Genomic DNA, 19465 nt, shown 5'->3' on the forward strand with positions numbered 1-19465 from the left:
GCGCGACTTCCAGCTTCCGGCTTCAAGCTTCCAGCTTTCTTACATCCTGAATACACCGAAGCGGGTCGGCTCGATAGGCGCGTTGAGCGAGGCGGACAGGGCCAGGGCGAGCACTTCGCGGGTCTGCGCCGGGTCGATCACGCCGTCGTCCCACAGCCGCGCGCTGGAGTAGTAGGGGTGCCCCTGGCGCTCGTACTGGGCGAGGATCGGTGCCTTGATCTTCGCTTCCTCCTCGGCACTCAGCGTGTTGCCGGCGCGTTCGGCCTGCTCGCGCTTGACCTGGGCCAAGACGCCCGCGGCCTGCTCGCCGCCCATCACGCCGATCCGCGCGTTGGGCCACATCCACAGGAAGCGCGGGTCGTAGGCGCGGCCGCACATGCCGTAGTTGCCGGCGCCGAAGCTGCCGCCGATGATCACGGTGAACTTCGGCACCTGGGCGCAGGCCACCGCGGTGACCAGCTTGGCGCCGTGCTTGGCGATGCCGCCGGCCTCGTACTTCTGGCCGACCATGAAGCCGGTGATGTTCTGCAGGAACAGCAGCGGGATGCCGCGCTGGCAGGCCAGTTCGATGAAGTGCGCGCCTTTCTGCGCGGCCTCGGCGAAGAGGATGCCGTTGTTCGCCAGGATGGCGATGGGGTAGCCGTGCAGGTGGGCGAAGCCGCACACCAGGGTGGTGCCGAACAGCGCCTTGAACTCGTCGAACTCGCTGCCATCGACCAGGCGGGCGATGATCTCGCGCACGTCGAACGGCTGCTTGCTGTCCACCGGAATCACCCCGTACAGCTCCTCGGCCGGGTACAGCGGCGCGCGCGGGGGCTGGGTGTTGAGCTTGCCCTGCTTGGTCCAGTTGAGGTTGGCGATGCAGCGGCGGGCGATGGCCAGGGCGTGCTCGTCGTCCTCGGCGTAGTGGTCGGCCACGCCGCTGGTCTTGCAGTGCACGTCGGCGCCGCCCAGGTCCTCGGCGCTGACCACCTCGCCGGTGGCGGCCTTCACCAGCGGCGGGCCGGCGAGGAAGATGGTGGCCTGCTCGCGGACCATGATGGTCTCGTCGCTCATCGCCGGCACGTAGGCGCCGCCGGCGGTGCACGAGCCCATCACCACGGCGATCTGCGGGATGCCCTGGGCGCTCATGTTGGCCTGGTTGAAGAAGATCCGCCCGAAGTGCTCGCGGTCGGGGAACACCTCGTCCTGGCGTGGCAGGTTGGCGCCGCCGGAGTCCACCAGGTAGATGCACGGCAGGCGGTTCTGCTGGGCGATGGCCTGGGCGCGCAGGTGCTTCTTCACGGTCAGCGGGTAGTAGCTGCCGCCCTTCACCGTGGCGTCGTTGCCGACGATCATGCATTCCACGCCTTCCACGCGGCCGATGCCGGCGACCACGCCGGCGGCGGCCACGTCCTCGCCGTACACCTCGTGGGCGGCGAGGGCGGAGACTTCGAGGAACGGCGAGCCGGCGTCGAGCAGGCGGTTGATGCGCTCGCGCACCAGCAGCTTGCCGCGCGCGCTGTGCTTGGCCTGGGCGGCGGCGCCGCCGCCTTCATGGACGCGGCCGAGCAGGGCGCGCAGGTCCTGGACGCTCTCCAGCATGCTCGCGGCGTTGGCGGCGTATTCGGGGGAGCGCGGGTTGATCTGGGTATGCAGTAGGGCCATGAAAACCTCGAGAAGAGCACTGTAGGCTGGAGGCTGGACGAGGACTGGAGCGGCTTTTTCGTCCAGCCTTCAGCCTCCAGCGGCTTTTATCGTTATTTGGTTTCGTTGAAGAGCTCGCGCCCAATCAACATCCGACGGATCTCGCTGGTGCCGGCGCCGATCTCGTAGAGCTTGGCGTCGCGCAGCAGGCGGCCGGTGGGGAACTCGTTGATGTAGCCGTTGCCGCCGAGGATCTGGATGGCGTCCAGGGCCATTTGCGTCGCGCGCTCGGCGGTGTAGAGGATCACCCCGGCGGCGTCCTTGCGGGTGGTCTCGCCACGGTCGCAGGCCTGGGCGACTGCATAGAGGTAGGCGCGGCTGGCGTTGAGCTGGGTGTACATGTCGGCGACCTTGCCCTGGATCAGCTGGAACTCGCCGATGCTCTGGCCGAACTGCTTGCGGTCGTGGATGTAGGGGACGATCACGTCCATGCAGGCCTGCATGATGCCGATCGGGCCACCGGCAAGAACCACGCGCTCGTAGTCCAGGCCGCTCATCAGCACCTTCACGCCGCCGTTGACCGCGCCCAGCACGTTCTCTTCCGGCACTTCCACGTCATCGAAGAACAGCTCGCAGGTGTTCGAGCCGCGCATGCCCAGCTTGTCGAACTTGTTGCCGCGGCTGAAGCCCTTCCAGTCGCGCTCGACGATGAATGCGGTGATGCCGTGGGCGCCCTTTTCCGGCTCGGTCTTGGCGTAGATCACGTAGGTGTTGGCGTCCGGGCCGTTGGTGATCCAGGTCTTGCTGCCGTTGAGCACGAAGCGGTCGCCGCGCTTGTCGGCGCGCAGCTTCATGGAGACCACGTCGGAACCGGCATTGGGCTCGCTCATGGCCAGCGCGCCGACGTGCTCGCCGCTGATCAGCTTGGGCAGGTACTTGGCTTTCTGTTCGGCATTGCCGTTGCGCTTGATCTGGTTGACGCACAGGTTGGAGTGCGCGCCGTAGGACAGGCCGACCGAGGCCGAGCCGCGGCTGATTTCCTCGATGGCGATGACGTGGGCCAGGTAGCCCATGTTGGCGCCGCCGTATTCCTCGCTGACGGTGATGCCGAGCAGGCCCATGTCGCCGAACTTCTTCCACATGTCCATGGGGAACAGGTTGTCGGCGTCGATCTGCGCGGCGCGCGGGACCAGTTCGCTGGCGACGAAGCCCTGCACCTGCTCGCGGAGCATGTCGATGGTTTCGCCGAGGCCGAAGTTGAGGGACGGGTAGCTCATGGTTGCACCTGCTTTCTTGTACTTGGATAAGGGTAGGGCGCGCTCAGGCGCGCTGTTTCTTCTCGGTCTCGGCCAGGGCCGCCAGGCAGCGTTCCTCGGCCGTGTCCAGTTCCAGCTTCATCTGCTCGATGTCGAGCAGCTGCTGCTCCAGCTGCGCGCGGCGCGCGGCGATCTTGCCCATGAAGGTCTCGAGCTGCTTGCGGTTGCCGCTGCTGGGGTCGTAGAGGTCGATCAGCTCCTTGCACTCGGCCAGCGAGAAGCCGATGCGCTTGCCGCGCAGGATCAGCTTCAGCGCCACCAGGTCCTTGGGGCTGTAGATGCGTTCCTGGCCGCGGCGCTCGGGGCTGAGCATGCCCTGCTCCTCGTAGAAGCGGATGGCGCGGGTGGTCACGTCCAGTTCGCGGGCCAGGTCGGAAATGCTGTAGGTGGTCGGCATCGGGCTTGCTCGTTCGTTTACCTTTACGTTAACGTAAACCTGTGTCGAGGGACTGTCAATCACTTCGCCGCCGGCCGGCTGGCCCGCTAATTGCGTGCGTTGCCGGGCAACCGGGAGTCCTCTTTACTGAAGGGGAGGACGGGTGTAGACAGTCCCTGACCAGCCTGACGTCCCGCGCGGCAACGCACCGCGCGGGCAAGCGGAGCCGAGATCGACATGACAAGAACAATAGGCAGCGACCTGCTGCGCGAGGCCCACCGGGCCCGCGAACGCCTGCAGCGCGAGGGCGAGCTACCCGCCGGCGTGCTGCGCGAGGAAATCGACGCCTCCTGGCGGCGCAGCCTGGGCCACGGCCTGGACTGCGGCAGCGGCAACGACCAGGAGCTGGACAACCGCGCCGGCATCGAGCTGCTGCTGGAGAACAACCGCCTGCTGCTCGACGCCGCCACCCCCGAACTGGACTTCCTGCGCCAGCGCCAGGGCCACGACGCCCTGGTGATCCTGGCCAACGCCGACGCCACCATCGTCTCGGTGGCCGGCGCCCACGAGCGCCTGCGCCGCATCGGCCTGGAAGACATCACCCCGGGCGCCTGCTGGAGCGAGGCCGCGCGCGGCACCAACGCCCTGGGCACCGCCCTGGTCGAAGGCCGCGCCACCCAGATCGACTGCGGCGAGCACTACCTGGAGCGGCTCAGCCGCTTCTCCTGCACCTCCGTGCCCATCAGCTGCCCCCGGGGCAATCTGCTCGGGGTGCTCGACCTGACCCGCGAAGGCCCCCTGGCCGGCCCGGTGGAAAGCCTCAGCCTGCTCAACCGCGCCGCGGTGCAGATCGAGGAGCGGCTGTTCGCCGCCAGCTTCCCGGGGCAGGTGGTGCTGTCCTTCCACAGCCGCCGCCAGTATTTGGACTCGCCCTGGCAGGGCCTGCTGGCGCTGAGCCTGGAGGGCCGCATCCTGGCCCTCAGCACGCCGGCCTGCCAGTTGCTCGGCGCGCCGCGCGAAACGCTGGTCGGGCGCCGCTGCGAAGACCTGCTGGGCGCCAGGGGCGAGCAACTGCTCGCGCGCCTGCAGTCCGGCGCCCTGGGCAGCCTGCAGACGGCCAAGGGCGAGTTCTTCTACAAGGTGCTGCAGGCGCCGCTGCGCGCCAGCGCGGTGTCGGTGCCGGCGCGCCAGCCGCAACGCCCGGCCCCGGCCGCGCCGGATCTGGAAGCCCTGGCCGGCGGCAACCCGCGCTACGCCCGCGCTTTGCGCATGGCTCGCCAGGGCCTGCTGAACGAACTGCCGGTGCTGCTGCTGGGCGAGACCGGCAGCGGCAAGGAAGTGGTGGCGCGCGCCCTGCACCAGAGCAGTGCGCGCTCCGGCAAGCCGTTCATCGCGGTGAACTGCGCGGCCATCCCCGAAGGGCTGATCGAATCCGAACTGTTCGGCTACCGCGAGGGCGCCTTCACCGGCTCGCGCCGCGGCGGCATGGTCGGCCGCCTGCAACAGGCCCACGGCGGCACCCTGTTCCTCGACGAGATCGGCGACATGCCCCTGGCCCTGCAGGCCCGCCTGCTGCGCGTGCTGCAGGAGCGCAAGGTGGCGCCGCTGGGCGCGGGTGAGGAGCAGGACATCGACGTGGCGCTGATCTGCGCCACCCACCGCGACCTCAAGCGCCAGGTGGAAGAGAAGCACTTCCGCGAAGACCTCTACTACCGCGTCAACGGCATCAGCGTGCGCCTGCCGGCCCTGCGCGAGCGCGACGACCTCGGCCAGCTGGCCCAGGGCCTGCTGGTCAAGCTGGGCGCGCCCGAGGCGCGGCTGGACGACGAACTCTTCGCGCTGCTGGCCGACTACCACTGGCCGGGCAACATCCGCCAGCTGGAAATGGTGCTGCGCACCGCCCTGGCCATGCGCGAGCCGGGCGAAAACACCCTGGGCCTGGAACACCTGCCGGACAGCACCCTGGAAGAACTCGCCGCCGGCGAACGGCAGCCCTGCGGGCGCATCCGCGAGACCGAGATGGAGCTGATCCGCCAGGCCCTGGACCGCCACCAGGGCAACGTCTCGGCGGCCGCCGACGCCCTGGGCATCAGCCGCGCCACCCTGTACCGCAAGCTCAAGCAACTGAAGGGCGGCTGATGTTCTTCACCCGCCTGATCGACAGCGACGACCCCAAGGCCCTCAAGGAGGCGCTGCACTGGCTGTACGGCTTCGTCCGCCCGCAGCGCCTGGCCATCCTCGGCCTGCTCGGCCTGGCCCTGTGCGCCTCGCTGCTGGCCCTGGCGCAACCCTGGCTGACCAAGCTGCTGATCGACGACGGCCTGCTGGCCCGCGACTTCCCCCTGCTGGCGCTGCTGGCCGGGGTGATGATCGTGGTCGGGCTGGTCGGCACGGTGCTTTCGGGGCTCAACCGCTACCTGCACACGCGGCTGTCCGGGCGCATCCTGTTCGCCCTGCGCGACGCGCTGTACCGCCACCTGCAAAGCCTGTCGCCGACCTTCTTCGCCCGCCGCCGCATCGGCGACCTGATGTCGCGGCTGGATGGCGACGTCGCCGAAATCCAGCGCTTCGCGGTGGACTCGCTGTTCTCCGCGGTGTCCGCGGTGATCGGCCTGGTCGGCTCGCTGGCGTTGCTGCTGACGCTCAGTTGGCAGCTGTCGCTGCTGGTCGTCGTGCTGATCCCGCTGGACGTGCTCTGGCTGCGCTGGATGCGCAAGAAGGTCGAGCGCGAGGCGCGCCAACTGCGCGAGCGCTCGGCCGACCTGTCGTCGTTCTTCGTCGAGACCCTGCCGGCGATGAAATTCATCCAGTCCGCCGGCCAGCAGGGCCGCGAGGCGCAACGCCTGGAGGGGCTGGGCCAGGGCTATCTGGGCCAGCTGCTGCGCCTGCAACTGACCGAATTCTTCACCCAGGCCCTGCCGGGGACGCTGATGTCACTGTCGCGCGCCTGCGCCTTCCTGGTCGGCGGCTACTGGGTGGTGCAGGGCACCTGGCAACTGGGCTCGCTGATCGCCTTCTCCACCTACCTGGGCATGGCCATCGGCCCGGTGCAGAGCCTGCTCGGCCTGTACGTGGCGCTGCAACGCATGACCGTCAGCCTGGGCCGGGTGATGGAACTGCGCGGCGAAGCGCCGGGCGTGGCGTCGCCGGCGCAGCCCAGGCCGATGCCGAACGTCGGCGAACTGCGTTTGGAGGGTGTGAGCTTCAACCACGCCGGCCGCAGCCAGCCCCTGCTGGACCAGGTGGACGCCTGCATCCCGGCCGGGCGCAAGGTGGCCCTGAGCGGGCCCTCGGGCGTCGGCAAATCCACCCTGACCGACCTGCTGCAACGCTTCTACGACCCCGACCAGGGCCGCATCCTGCTGGACGGCGTGGACCTGCGCGAGCTGGACCTGTTCGAGCTGCGCCGGCGCATCGCGGTGGTCAGCCAGGAGCTGGTGCTGTTCCGCGGCAGCCTGGCGGACAACCTGTCGTACAGCGCGCCCCACGTCAGCCGCGAGGAGATCGAACGGGTGGCGACCCTGGCCCAGCTGGACGGCCTGATCGCCAGCCTGCCCGAAGGCCTCGACAGCCCCCTGGGCGAGCGCGGCCAGCAATTGTCCGGCGGGCAGAAGCAGCGCATCGCCATCGCCCGCGCGCTGCTGCAGGACCCGCTGGTGCTGATCCTCGACGAAGCCACCTCGCAGGTGGACGAAAGCACCGAGCGCGAAGTGATAGCCGCCATCGGCCGACTGTTCGCCGGGCGCACGCGCATCCTCGTCAGCCACCGTCCCTCGACATTGGCCGAGGCCGACCTGCGCCTGGAGTTGCAGGACGGCCGGCTGAGCGTGCGCGAGACGCCGCTGGTGGCCGTGGGAGGGCAGGGTGGCTGAGGTGCTGGTGGGGGTGGTCGACAGCGGCCATGCCGTGGAGCAGGCGGGTTGCGTGGTGGCTGGGCAGCGTTTCTGTCTGGCCGATGATGGATTGGAGCGATTGCCACTGGCGGCTGATGTTTTGGGCCATGGCTCGGCGGTGATCCAGGCGGTGCTTGCCCGGGCGCCGCAAGCGCGCTTCAGCGTGGCCCAGGTGTTCGACGGTCGCGGTGTGACCAGCCCGCTGCAGATCGCGGCCGCGTTGCAGTGGCTGGGTGGGCAGGGTGTGCGTGTGGTCAACCTGAGCCTGGGTGTGCGCCAGGATCGGCCGATCCTCCGCGAGGCCGTCGCCGAACTGGTGGAGGCGGGCGTTCTGGTCTGCGCGTCGAGCCCGGCGCGGGGCGAGCCGGTGTTTCCGGCGGCCTATCCGGGGGTGGTGCGGGTGACCGGGGATGCGCGGTGTGGCGAGGGAGAGTGGTCGTGGCTGGGGAGTGCGCAGGCGGATTTCGGGGCGGCTGTGCGGGTTGCGGGGCAGGCGGGGGCGAGTTTGGGGTGTGCGGCTTTTTGTGGGCACGTGGCGGCTTTGCTGGTGGAGCGGCCGGGGGTGTCGAATGAAGAATTGTTGGCGCTGATGCGTGAGGGTGCCGTGTACAAGGGCATCGAGTGGAAGGTGAGTTTATGAGTGGGGTTGGGGTTCCTTTCCCTCTCCCTAACCCTCTCCCTGAAGGGAGAGGGGACTGTTTGGAGTGGCTGCGAGGTTCGACATTCCGCCGGCCACGTCGGAATAGCAGAATGACTCGGAATTCAAGTTCGCACCGAACGGCTCCCTCTCCCTTCAGGGAGAGGGCTGGGGAGAGGGTGCGGACCTACAGCCAACACCAAACCCCCCAGCGAACACCCCCATGCCCCCAATCCTGATCCTCGGCGCCGGCCCCGCCGGAGCAGCCACCGCCATCGGCCTCCACCGCCTCGGCCACCCCGTTGCCGTCATCAGCGAATGGCGTCGCTTCGCCGCCGTCGAAGGCGTCTCCCAGCGCGTCCTCGACGGCCTGCGCCATGCCGGCCTCAACCACGCCATGGCCTGCACCGCGCCGCCTTCGCAACGCCGGGTGAACTGGAACGGCAGCGAAAGCGCGCAGAACGTCGAATTCATCCTCGACCGCCCGCTGTTCGACCAGGGCCTGCGCCAGGACCTGCACGACGCCGGCATCCAGGTGCTGGAAGACCGCGTGCTCGGCGTGGAGTCCGACGCCACGGGCCATCACATCCGCCTGGAAAGCGGCCAGCACCTGCACACCCCTTTCCTCGTCGAAGCCCGCGGCCGCCAGGCGCCGCTGAACCAGAAGGCCGGCAAGGCCCGCCGCGGCCCGGAAACCCTCAGCCTGCTCAGCCGCTGGCAGGGCGCGCCGGGGCCGGTGGCCAGCGCGGTGCAGAGCCTGGCCGATGGCTGGGCGTGGATGGCGCGGCTGGCCGACGGGCGCTGCTACTGGCAGCTGACCCTGGACGTGGCCAGCAGTGCGCTGCCGCCCAAGGAGCAGCTACTCGACTACTGCCGCGAACGCCGCCAGCGCTCTGAACTCAGCCAGGCATTCTTCGGCGGGCAGCCCGAACAGGACCTGGAACTGCACGCCCGCAGCAGCACGCCGATCCTCTGCCTGGAGGCCTGCGGCGAGAACTGGATTCGCGTGGGCGATGCGGCCATGGCGGTGGACCCGCTGTCCGGCAACGGCATCTTCCAGTCGCTGTCCTCGGCGTTGCAGGCACCCGCTGTCATCAACACGCTGTTGCGCGCCCCGCAGCGCGCCGAGTTGGCCAAGCGCTTCCACCAGCGCCGGGTGGAGCAGCTGTTCCTGCGCTTCGCCCGCGTTGGCCGCGACTTCTATGCCGAAGAAAGACAATGGGCCGAGCAGCCCTTCTGGCAGGCCCGTCGCGCCTGGCCGGACACGGTGCCCAGCCATGCCCCGGCGGACTTCGAGGCCCTGCGCATCGAACGCGCCCCGGTGCTGCGCGACGGCCTGGTGGACGAGGCCGAGGTGGTGGTCAGCCCCGACCAGCCCCTGGGCATCTGGCACCTGCAGGGCCTGGAGCTGGCGCCCTGGCTGCGGCGCCTGCGCAGCGAACCGCAGGCGCAGGTGCTGGCCGCGCTGCCGGAGCAGCAGCGGCGCATCTTCCAGGGTTGGCTGCTGAGCCAGGGTTACCGCCCGCGCTGATCAGGCCTTGAACTGCTGCACCAGGTGGTGCTGCTGCTCGGCGCTGTGGTTCAGCTGCTGGCTCAGGTGCGCCGAGCGCTCGGCCTGGTCCGACAGGGCCTGGGTCACGTCGCGGATGGCGCCGATGTTGCGGCCGATCTCCTCGGCCACGCTGCTCTGCTCCTCGGCGGCGCTGGCGATCTGCAGGTTCATGTCGCTGATCAGGTTCACCGCGCCGGTGATGCGTTGCAGCGCGTCTATGGCCTGGCGCGCCTGCTGCACGTTGTCCTGGGCCTGGCGGTAGCTGGCGTGCATGGCGTTGGCCACCGACAGGCTGCGCGCCTGCAGGTTCTCGATCACCCCGCGAATCTCCTCCACCGAGTCCTGGGTGCGCCTGGCCAGGCCGCGCACTTCGTCGGCGACCACCGCGAAGCCGCGCCCGGATTCCCCGGCCCGCGCCGCTTCGATGGCGGCGTTGAGCGCCAGCAGGTTGGTCTGCGCGGCGATGCTCTGGATCACCTCGAGGATCGCGCCGATCTGCTCGTTGCTGCTGGCCAGGTTCTGCAGCTCGCCCATGGCCTGGTTCATGTCGCCGGCCAGGGCGTCGATGCCGGCGCTGGTGGCCTCGATGGTGGCGTAGCCCTGCTGGCTGGCGCGCTCGGCCTCGCTGGCGGCCTGGGCGGCGCTGGCCGCGCTCTGCGCCGAGGCGTTGGCGGTGGCGGACATCTCCTGCAGCGCGGTGGCGACCATGTCGATCTCGCGGAACTGCTGCTGGATGCCGTCGCTGGTCTGGCGGGCGATGGCGGCGGTCTGGTCGGCGCCGGCGCGGGCCTCGCCGCTGGCGGTCTGCACCGCGGCGATGCTCGGCTGCAGCTTGTCGAGGAAGCGGTTGAAGGCCAGGGCCAGGCGGCCCAGCTCGTCGTGGCGCGGGTAGTTCAGGCGGCGGGTGAGGTCGCCTTCGCCGTCGGCGATGTCCTCCAGCATGCGCGCAAGGCCGAGGATCGGCCGGCTGATGCCGCGGGCGGTGAGGGTGATGATGCCCAGGCCGAATAGCGCCACCAGCGCGCCCAGGCCGATTTCCAGCCAGGTGCTGCGCGCGCGCAGGCCCTCCAGGGTGTGCTTCAGCGACTGCGCCGGGGCCAGCAGCACCTGCCGGGGCACGCTGAGCAGGATGCCCCAGGGCTTGGCGCCGGCCAGCGGCGCCAGGCTGGCGAGCACGCTGACGTCGTCGCCCTGGTCGTAGGTCGGCGAGCGGCCCTGGGCCATGTCGCCCAGCACCTGGGGCAGCGCCGCGTCCTTGAACGGCTGGCCGAGGCCGGCGGCGTTGGCGCTGTCGCTGGCCAGCAGGCCGTTGGGGCTGAGGATGCGGATGCGCCCCTGGCCGTCGAAAAGCTGGCGGCTGCCCTCGACGCTGCTCTGCTGCAGCGCCGCGAGGTCGATGTCGAAGCCGATGGCGGCGAGGAACTTGCCGTTCTCCAGCAGCGGCAGGGTGATGCTGGTGACCAGCCGGCGTTGCCCGGAGGCGTCGTCGAAGTAGGGGTCGAGCACGCAGGGCGCGAGGCTGGCCCGCGAGCAGGTGAAGAAGGCGTTGTACGGCTGGCCGCTGGGGCCGGGGGTGGTGTCGGCCAGCACCTGCTCGGTGCCCACCACGTTCTGCTGCTGGCCGCCGCTGCGCAGCAGGTACAGGGTGAAGCGGCCGTTCTCGTTGCTGCCCAGCTCGTCGCGGCCCTTGAAGCGGGCGTCGGCGCCGTCCAGCGCGTCGACGCCGAAGACCACGAACAGCCCCAGCAGCTCCGGGTGCGCGGCCAGGGTGCCGCCCATCTCGGCGACCACCTTGCGCCGCAGCGCCTCGGCGTCGAGGTTGCCCAGGCGCTGCTGCTCGCGCAGCGCCTGCAGGGTACGCGACAGGCCCTCGCCGAGCAGCAGCTTGTCCTGCAGCTGGCGTTGCAGTTGCAGGGCCTGCACCTGGCCCTGGGTCTGCAGGCTGGCGTGGGCGGCCCCGGCGAACAGCTTGCCGCTGTCGTCGGCGATCACCTGGCTGTCCTGGCGCGCCTGGTACAGCGACAGGCCGATCAGGGTGGCGGCGATGCCCAGCAGGCACAGGCCGGCGAGCCAGGTGATGCGGCCCTGGAGGGTGGAGTGGATGCTGCGCATGGGAGGCCTCCCTGGAAACCGCGAAACCCGCCGGCGCGCCACCGCCGGGATGGGGCCGGCGGTGGCGCGGAGGCGGGTTCGTGGCTTGTGGCTTAGAAGGTGCTGGTGAAGATCAGTTGGGTGTAGAGGTTGTCGTCATTGCCGCCGATCTGGGTGCCGCCTTGCTCGGCGCTCTTCTTCGGCTTGTACACGCCGACCAGCGGGGTGATGGTCAGGTGCGGGCTGACGGTCCAGTCGGCGTACAGGTCGATCTCGTGGCCGCCGAGGTTGCCCAGGTCCTTGTCGATGGTGTCGAAGCGGAACCATTGCAGGCCGACGTCGAAGGTCTCCGTCGGCTGGATTTTGGCACCGACGTTGTGGACGCGGGTGTTGCTGTTGAAGGGGCCGGAGTAGTTGCCCGCCACCTCACCCTGGAACCAGGTGCCGAAGCCGCGGCTGAAGCCGTAGAACAGCGGATCGAAGCCTTCGGAGAAGCGGCTGAAGCGGTAGCTGACGTAGGGCTTCCAGGCGGCGTCGGCGAAGGTCCAGCCGGCCTCCAGGTACCAGGCGTTCTCGTCGTCGGCGTGGCGCTTGTCCTGCCAGGCGTACTCGCCGGAGAGGAACAGGTTCTCCACGCCGGCGTTGCCCTGGCCGCGCAGGCTGTAGGTCTTCATGTCCTTGCGGTCGAGCTGGGCGGGGGAGGCGTACTGCTCGTCGATGTCGGTGACGTCGATGTAGGTCAGGCCCAGGGTGCCGGCGTCACTGACGTGCTCCAGGGTGCCGACGTACAGCTCGGGCTTGGCCTGGGCCGGGTTGTCGGACTTCAGGCGCATGATGTCGCCGCGCCAACCCTGCTTGCCGCCGATGCGCAGCACCGCGGTCTCGTCGAAGCTGCGGCGGCCGGCCAGGTAGTAGGCGCCGCCGCGGTCGAACATGCCGTCGGCCAGGCCATTGCCGAAGTTGAGGGCGTCGCCGTTGATCAGGAAGCCGTCGCCGACCACGATGTTCTGGCGGCCGAAGGAGAAGTCGATGCCGTCCTCGCCCAGCACCGGGAACAGCGTGCCCGAGCGCCAGCCCAGGTAGGCGTCCTCGATCTTGGTGGTGCGCTCGGAGCCGTCGGTGAAGCCGGCGGCGTCGCCATCGCCCCAGGTCGCCGAGCTGAGCAGGGCGAAGGCGCCATACACGCTGCCGGCGCCGCCCAGGCGCTGGTCGCCGCTCAGGCCGTACTTGATGAAGCCTTCCTGCCAATAGGACGAGCCTTTGTCCTTGGTGCCGCTTTGCGCGTAGTTCTCCTGGCTGTGCAGCAGCGCATAGACCGCGGTGAGGTCGGCGTTGAGGTGGGTGTCGTCGGTGGAATACAGCGAATAGGCGCTGGCCTGGCCGCTGCCCGCGATCAGCAGGGCGAGCAGCGTCGGGCGCAGGACGGTGGATCGGGTCATGGCGTGCATCCGTATCGTTATTGTTGGCAGGGGACGAAACTGCCTGGGATGCTAAGGCCATGGGCGCAGCTGGCCTTGTGCCTGTCTGCCAAGTGCTTGGATGTGCTTGCCAGATGTCTGCGGGATCGCGGAGAGAGTCCGTTTCTACGGTGGGACAGGTGCCTCACGGAAACCTGTAGGAGCAGGCCCTGCCTGCGATTCGCGCGCAGGGCGCGCTCCTACATGGGAATGGTGTGAGTGGCGCAGCGTAGCGGATCTCATCCGCGAACCGCGCCGGAATTCCCGGCTATCGCGGACAAGGTCCGCTCCTACCATACGGGCGGCACCGTGGTGCCTGTAGGTGAACCAGGCCGGCGGCGCTGTCCGGGGCGCCGACAATCCCCCGGACAACGCCGCCGGCTTGGCTGCTCAGTGCCCGGCCGGCTTGGCGGCGGCGCGCCCGGCGAGCATTCGGCCGAGCAGGGCGAGGAGGGTGATGGCGATCAGCAGCACCGAGATGGCCGCCACCGCCGGGTCGATGTTGTCGCGCAGGCCGGACCAGATCTGCCGCGGCAGGGTGTTGACCTCGGTGCTGGTGACGAACAGCGTCACCGCGATCTCTTCCCAGGAGAGCGCGAAGCACAGCAGCGCGGTGCTGGCCACGCCCAGCTTGAGGTTCGGCAGCACCACCAGGAAGGTGGTCTGCGCCAGGCTGGCGCCGAGGTTGCGCGCGGCCAGTTCGATGCGCCGGTCCAGTTGGCTCAGGGCCACCAGCATGGTCACCACGCCGTAGGGCACCACCATCACGATGTGGGCGATGGTCAGGCCGAACAGGGTGTCGTAGCCCAGGCCGGGGGCGAACTTGCTCACCGTGGTTTCCATGAAGTACAGCACCATCGCCGAGATCATCGGCGGGATGGCCATGGGCAGCAGCACCAGGCCGATCAGCAGCGCCGCCCAGCGCGAGCGCAGGTACCAGATGCCCAGGGCGAAGCTCACCGCCAGGGCGGTGGCGACCACGCAGGCGGCGCTGGCCACCACCAGGCTCTGGCCCACCGCCGAGAGCCACTCGGGGCTGTCCAGCAGGGCCTTGTAGTGGCGCAGCGACCAGTTGCCGTCGGGCATGGAGAGGAAGCGCTTGCCGGTGAAGGACACCGGGATCACCGCCAGCAGCGGGAACAGCATGAAGATCATCGCCATGGCGGCGAGCAGGCGGCTCGGGGCGCGGCTTTCGTGTGCGTTCATTCGGCGACTCCTATCCCACCAGCTTGTCGACGCGGGTCATGCGCAGCAGCGCCCAGATCAGCCCCGCCACCAGCGCCAGCAGCACCACCGAGAGCGCCGCGCCCAGGCCCCAGTTGCTGGTCTGGAACATCTGCAGGTAGACGTACTCGGCGACCATCACCGTCTGCCCGCCGCCGAGGATCGCCGGGGTGATGAAGAAGCCCAGGCAGAACACGAAGACGATGATGAAGGCGCCGAGGATGCCGGGAATGGTCTGCGGCACGAAGATGCTCCAGAAGGTGCGCAGCTGCCCGGCGCCCAGGCCGCGGGCGGCCAGCAGCACGCGCGGGTCGAGGCGGCGCATGGTCGACACCAGCGGGAACAGCGCGAAGGGCACCATGAAGTGGACCATGCCGATCACCACCCCCAGCTCGTTGCGCGTCAGCTGCAGGGGCTCGCTGATGATGCCCAGCGCCTGCAGCCAGCCGTTGAGCAGGCCGTTGCTGCGCAGGGCGATCAGCCAGCCGAAGGCGCGCACCAGCACCGACAGCCAGAAGGGGATGAACACGCAGATTTCCACCATGCGCTGCCAGAACGGCGGGCTGTACACCCAGCAGTAGGCCATCAGGTAGGCGATCAGCAGCGACACCACGCTCACCGTGGTGCACAGGCGGAAGGTGCGCCAGAGCACGTCGCGGATCGCCGGGTCGCTGGCGATGCGCTGGTACTGCTCGATGCCCGGGGTGGGCAGGCTGAAGCTCCAGCCCACCACCCCGGCGAAGGGCAGCACGTAGAACAGCAGCAGCACCAGCGGCAGCGGCGCCAGCAGCAGGGCCAGCTTCAGCCGCGAGGGGTTCTCCGCCATGGGCTCACCTCACTTGGAAACGTGGGTCAGGTACTGCTCCAGGGCCACCGCGTAGTGGTCGGTGTACCACTCGTGGCTGAGCATGATCTGCCTGGGCAGGTTGTCCGGGTCGGTGCAGTTCAGGTGCCTGCGGTCGGCCGGGATCAGCGAGGCGGCGGCCGGGTTGGCCGGGCCGTTGCCGAACAGCTTGAACAGCTCCACCTGGGATTGCGGGTCCTGGGCGTAGGCGATGAAGCGCATGGCCGCGTCCTTGCCCGCCGGGTTGCCCTTGAGCACGCCCCAGTTGCTGCAGCCCAGCAGGGCGTTGTCGAAGGTCCACTGGATGCGGCCCTCGCTGTCCTCGGTGATGACCTGGGCGCGGGTGTTCCAGATGGCGCCCATGCTCACCTCGCCCTCGATCAGCAACTGCTGGGTCTCGGCGCCCGAGCCCCAGAAGGCCAGGATGTGCGGCTTGAGTTCGTCGAGCTTCTTCAGCGCGCGCGGCACGTCCAGCGGGTAGAGCTGGTTCGCCGGCACGCCGTCGGCTAGCAGCGCGGCCTCCAGCATGCCGTTCATCCACTTGTACAGGGTGCGCTTGCCGGGGAAGGCCTCGACGTCCCAGAAGTCCTTCCAGGTCTTCGGCGCCTTGTCGCTGAAGCGCTCGCTGTCGTAGGCGATCACGTAGCTGAGCATGTAGTCGGCGATGCCGTATTCGTAGGCGAAGCCCGGCAGCACCTTGTCCCTGGAGACGATGCCGTAGTCGATCGGCTCCACCAGGTTCTCCTTGCCCAGGTTCTGCAGGATGGAGCTTTCCGCGTCGACCACGTCCCAGCTCACCCGGCCGCTGCTCATCTGGGTGCGGATGGCGCCCTCGGTGGGGCCGCTGCCGTCGATCTTCACCGGGATGCCGGTGCTCTTGGAAAAGCCCTCGGTCCAGGCCTTGCCGAACGCCTTGATGGCGTCGCCGCCCCAGTTCACCACCACCAGCGGCTTGTCGCCGGCGGCGAAGCTGACGCCGCTGCGCAGCGCCAGGGGCAGGGCGGCCAGCAGGCCCATGCCCTTGAGGAAGGTGCGGCGGTCGATCTGCCCGCGGCGGGCCTTTTCCATGAGGACTTCGATGCAGTCTTGCTGATGCGGGTTGAACATGAATGCAGCTCCCAGGCGGGGATGGCGAAAAGGGGTAGGGCGCGCGGGCGCCCCGGGAATCAGGCGAGCAGCAGGCTCTTCTCGATCGGCCAGCTCAGCCACACGCGGGCGCCCTGGTCCAGGCGCGCGGCCTGGTGCTCGGCGTGCACCGCCAGGCTCATGGGCAGCGCGCCCTCGGCGGCGGTGGCCAGGCCCAGCTCGGTGCTGGCGCCCTGGTAGGTCTTGGCGGTCAGCACCGCCTGCACCACGTTGTGGCCTTCCACTTGCGGCGGCGCGCTGTGCAGCTGCATGTGCTCGGGGCGCACCGCCAGCAGCGGCGCGGCGGCGTCCAGGGCGGCGGAGGGTTCGGCGTGCAGCTGGGCGTCGCCGAAACGCCCGCAGGCGAGGGCGCCGGCGCGGCCCACCTGGCTCAGCGGGAACAGGTTCATCTTGCCGAGGAACTCGGCGACGAAGCGGTTGGCGGGCTGGTTGTAGATGGCCTGCGGAGTGTCGATCTGCGCCACCTGGCCGCGGTTGAAGATGGCGATGCGGGTGGACAGCGCCAGCGCCTCGTTCTGGTCGTGGGTGACGAACACGAAGGTGGTGCCGACCTGGCGGTGGATGCGCTGCAGTTCGGCCTGCAGCTGTTCGCGCAGGTTCTTGTCCAGCGCCGAGAGGGGTTCGTCGAGCAGCAGCAGGTCCGGCTCGAACACCAGCGCGCGGGCGATGGCCACGCGCTGCTGCTGGCCGCCGGAGAGCTCGCCGGGGCGCTTGCCGCGGTGCTCGCCCAGGCCCACCACCTCCAGCATGTGGCGCACCCGGCGGTTGCGTTCCTCGGCTTTCACGCCACGGATTTTCAGCGGGAAGGCGACGTTGTCGTCAATGCTCATGTGCGGGAACAGCGCGTAGCCCTGGAACACCATGCCGAAGTTGCGCTTCTCCGCCGGGCGCCGGGTGATGTCCTGGCCGAGGGCCTCCAGGCGCCCGCTGGAGGGGTCCTGGAAGCCGGCGAGGATCATCAGGAAGGTGGTCTTGCCGGAGCCGGAGGGGCCGAGGAGGGTGAGGAACTCGCCCTGCTGGATATCGATGGACACATCGCTCAGGGCGCGGAAATCGCCGTAGCGCTTGCCGATGTCGATGGCACGAAGTTGGGGCTGTCGCTCCACTGCATTCACCTCGTCTTATTCTTGTTCTGTGGCGCGGCGACCCAGCGGTCAGCCGTCCTTTTGCGCAGTATTGTCAAATCCTCCTGCGCTTCAATCGCGTTTTTTCGCCGTCATTGTTCAAATTCCTTCACCAATCACCCCGCCGCGGCTGCCCTTGCGGAACTGTTCGGACAGCCGCAGCTCGGCCTTCATCCAGGCCTTGAAGGCCTGCACGTCGGGGCGCTCGCTCTTGGCCGCGTCGGTGACGAAGTAGTAGCGGTTCGGCGGCTCGATGGAGACGTTGAACAGCCGCACCAGCTGCCCCTTGGCCATGGCGTCGCCGCTGACCAGGGCGTCGCCCATGGCCACGCCTTGCCCGGCGATGGCCGCCGACTGCACCAGGTGCGCGTCGGAGAAGACGATGCCGTTGCGCACGTTGAGGTCGCGCACCCCGGCCGCCGCCGCCCACAGCAGCCAGTCGGAGTGGTCGACCATGTGCAGCAGCGGCAGGTTGGCCAGGTCCTCCGGCGAGTCCAGCCCGCCGGCGGCGTTGAGCAGCGAGGGGCTGCACACCGGGAAGGTGTCGAGGGTGGCGATCAGTTCCACGCGCAGGTCCGGCCAGTCGCCCACGCCATAGGCGATGAACAGGTCGACGTCGCGGTTGCTGACGTCGTCGGGAATCCGCGGCGACACCAGGTTCAGTTCGACCTGCGGGTGGGCGCGCTGGAACTTGCCGATCTGGTGGCACAGCCAGTAGGTGGCGAAGCCCGGGGTGCAGCTCACGCACAGGCGCCCGGCGATCTCCTGGGCGTCGGTGAAGCGCCGCGCCTCGTTGAGGATGCCCAGGGCGCGCTGGGTCTCGCGGGCGAAGTACTCGCCGCGGTAGGTCAGCACGATGCCGCGCCCGGATTTCTCGATCAGCGCGGTGCCCAGGCATTCCTCCAGGCTGCGCAACTGGTGGCTCACGGCGCTGCGGGTCAGGCTCAGCTCGCTGGCGGCGGCGGACAGGCTGCCCAGGCGGGCGACGGCGTCGAGCACGCGCAGGGCGGTCATCGAAGGGAAGCGCATGGGCTCACTCCTGATTAGTGCGGGCGCGCCGCTGGCGGAAGCCTTCCGGGGTGGTCCCGGCGTGGCGCAGGAAGGCGCGGTGGAAGCTGGTGACGTGTTCGTAGCCGAGCAGGAAGGCGATCTCCTGCAGGCTCATGCGGCTGGCCAGCAGGTAGCGCTCGGCCAGGGCCATGCGCACCTCGTAGACCACGCCCTTGAAGGTCAGGCCGTGGGCGCGCAGGCGCCGCTGCAGGGTGTGCGGCGGCAGGCGGAAGTGCGCGGCGGCCTGCTCCAGGTCCGGCAGCGGCACCCGGGCGTTCTGTAGCAGGTAGAAGCGCAGGTCGTCGGGCAGCGCCTCGCCGCTCTCGAAGCTGGCCAGGGTGGCCGCGCCCTGGGCCTGGCACAGGCGCAGCACCGAGGGGTTGGAGGTGGAGAAGGGGCGCTCGTGGAATTCCCGCGGGATGCGCAGCTCGGCGCGGCTGGCGGCGAACTCGCTGCGGCCGGGGAACAGCTCGGCGTAGAGCGCGGCGTGGGGCGGCGCGGCGAACGGCAGGCGCACCTGCATGCCGGCGCACTCGGCCAGCTCCGGCAGGCGCTGGCACAGCCAGCGCCAGGTACTGCTGAACCATTCCTCCAGCAGCGCCTGGGTTTCCATGGGGCTGTAGGGCGGCGCCTGCAGGGCCAGCACCAGGTGCTCGCCGTGTTCCTCGCGGGTGACATGGATGGGGTGCGGCAGCAGGCTGGAGGGCTGGCCCAGGGAGATGTCCCAGGAGCGCCGCAGGTTGGCCGCGCTGATCAGCGCGTAGCCGATCACCCCCAGGTCGAACAGGTTGTAGCGCTGGCCCAGGCGCAGGAAGAAATCGCTGGCGCCGAGCAGCCCGGCGGCCTGGCGCAGCAGGCGGTAGTAGCGGGCGAAGGTCATGTTGGCGGCGGCCTCGGCAGCGGGCACGCCAAGCCCCGCGAGCAGCGGCGCGAGCGGCGGCAGACGGGGCCGGGCCTGCCATTCCTCGAGGAAGCGCTGGTACAGCTGGCGCGCGGCGTAGTCGATGTCGGACTGCTGGTCGGGCATGCTCTTGCTTGTTATCTGAGGCTAGCGAGTTGTCATCTTATGCTAGTCAAAGGCTTCTGGCAGCTCCCTATACTCGGCGCAAAACAACAAGGGGAGCACCGA

At 69.2% G+C, this 19465-nt stretch carries 15 protein-coding genes and 1 pseudogene; 4 read left to right on the forward strand and 12 right to left on the reverse strand.

What is annotated here, in order from left to right:
* Window positions 1-39: 39 nt before the first annotated feature.
* From PM1_RS13175 to PM1_RS13185, 3 genes are all read right to left on the reverse strand, one after another.
* Window positions 40-1647, reverse strand: coding sequence for a carboxyl transferase domain-containing protein (locus tag PM1_RS13175; RefSeq protein ID WP_009622690.1), 1608 nt, complete (start codon window positions 1645-1647; stop codon window positions 40-42).
* 92 nt (window positions 1648-1739) lie between these two features.
* Complete coding sequence (locus PM1_RS13180; RefSeq protein WP_009622689.1) at window positions 1740-2903, reverse strand: isovaleryl-CoA dehydrogenase; 1164 nt, start codon at window positions 2901-2903, stop codon at window positions 1740-1742.
* 43 nt (window positions 2904-2946) lie between these two features.
* Complete coding sequence (locus PM1_RS13185; RefSeq protein WP_009622686.1) at window positions 2947-3339, reverse strand: MerR family transcriptional regulator; 393 nt, start codon at window positions 3337-3339, stop codon at window positions 2947-2949.
* Between the two features lie 210 nt (window positions 3340-3549).
* Here PM1_RS13185 and PM1_RS13190 point away from each other — a divergent pair, with 210 nt between their 5' ends.
* The 4 genes from PM1_RS13190 (at window position 3550) to qhpG (ending at window position 9379) form a co-directional block, all read left to right on the forward strand.
* Window positions 3550-5457 (forward strand): sigma-54-dependent Fis family transcriptional regulator, encoded by a 1908-nt coding sequence (locus PM1_RS13190; protein WP_024128719.1) that lies wholly within the window; start codon window positions 3550-3552, stop codon window positions 5455-5457.
* On the forward strand, window positions 5457-7190 hold the full coding sequence (locus PM1_RS13195) for an ABC transporter ATP-binding protein (RefSeq protein WP_009622683.1): 1734 nt from the start codon (window positions 5457-5459) through the stop codon (window positions 7188-7190). The genes PM1_RS13190 and PM1_RS13195 overlap by 1 nt, the downstream gene beginning before the upstream one ends.
* Complete coding sequence (gene qhpE / locus PM1_RS13200) at window positions 7183-7851, forward strand: subtilisin-like serine protease QhpE (protein ID WP_009622681.1); 669 nt, start codon at window positions 7183-7185, stop codon at window positions 7849-7851. Before PM1_RS13195 ends, qhpE begins: the two co-directional genes overlap by 8 nt.
* 220 nt (window positions 7852-8071) lie before the next feature.
* A complete protein-coding gene (gene qhpG / locus PM1_RS13205; protein ID WP_009622680.1) occupies window positions 8072-9379 on the forward strand; it encodes a flavin-dependent monooxygenase QhpG in 1308 nt (435 codons plus the stop codon).
* Here the strand turns inward: qhpG and PM1_RS31350 are convergent, their stop codons facing one another.
* The 9 genes and pseudogenes from PM1_RS31350 to PM1_RS13245 form a co-directional block, all read right to left on the reverse strand.
* Window positions 9380-9934 (reverse strand): methyl-accepting chemotaxis protein, encoded by a 555-nt coding sequence (locus PM1_RS31350; RefSeq protein WP_372242281.1) that lies wholly within the window; start codon window positions 9932-9934, stop codon window positions 9380-9382. It abuts the gene before it with no gap.
* Between the two features lie 303 nt (window positions 9935-10237).
* Window positions 10238-11512: pseudogene (locus PM1_RS31355) on the reverse strand (HAMP domain-containing protein); the annotation flags it as partial.
* Between the two features lie 92 nt (window positions 11513-11604).
* On the reverse strand, window positions 11605-12930 hold the full coding sequence (locus tag PM1_RS13215) for a hypothetical protein (protein ID WP_009622676.1): 1326 nt from the start codon (window positions 12928-12930) through the stop codon (window positions 11605-11607).
* A gap of 408 nt (window positions 12931-13338) precedes the next feature.
* Entirely contained in the window at window positions 13339-14154 is an 816-nt protein-coding gene (locus PM1_RS13220) for an ABC transporter permease (protein ID WP_009622674.1), read from the reverse strand.
* A gap of 10 nt (window positions 14155-14164) precedes the next feature.
* On the reverse strand, window positions 14165-14998 hold the full coding sequence (locus PM1_RS13225; protein WP_009622672.1) for an ABC transporter permease: 834 nt from the start codon (window positions 14996-14998) through the stop codon (window positions 14165-14167).
* A gap of 9 nt (window positions 14999-15007) precedes the next feature.
* Entirely contained in the window at window positions 15008-16123 is a 1116-nt protein-coding gene (locus PM1_RS13230; protein WP_009622670.1) for an ABC transporter substrate-binding protein, read from the reverse strand.
* 59 nt (window positions 16124-16182) lie between these two features.
* Window positions 16183-17268: an ABC transporter ATP-binding protein gene (locus PM1_RS13235; RefSeq protein WP_009622668.1), complete on the reverse strand. Its 1086-nt coding sequence runs from the start codon at window positions 17266-17268 to the stop codon at window positions 16183-16185.
* Window positions 17269-17385: 117 nt separating this feature from the next.
* Window positions 17386-18315, reverse strand: a complete 930-nt coding sequence (locus PM1_RS13240; RefSeq protein WP_009622667.1) for a LysR substrate-binding domain-containing protein — start codon at window positions 18313-18315, stop codon at window positions 17386-17388.
* 4 nt (window positions 18316-18319) lie between these two features.
* Entirely contained in the window at window positions 18320-19363 is a 1044-nt protein-coding gene (locus PM1_RS13245; protein ID WP_009622665.1) for a helix-turn-helix transcriptional regulator, read from the reverse strand.
* Window positions 19364-19465 lie beyond the last annotated feature (102 nt).

It is taken from the genome of Pseudomonas sp. M1, from assembly GCF_022760135.1.
GTDB lineage: Bacteria > Pseudomonadota > Gammaproteobacteria > Pseudomonadales > Pseudomonadaceae > Pseudomonas > Pseudomonas citronellolis.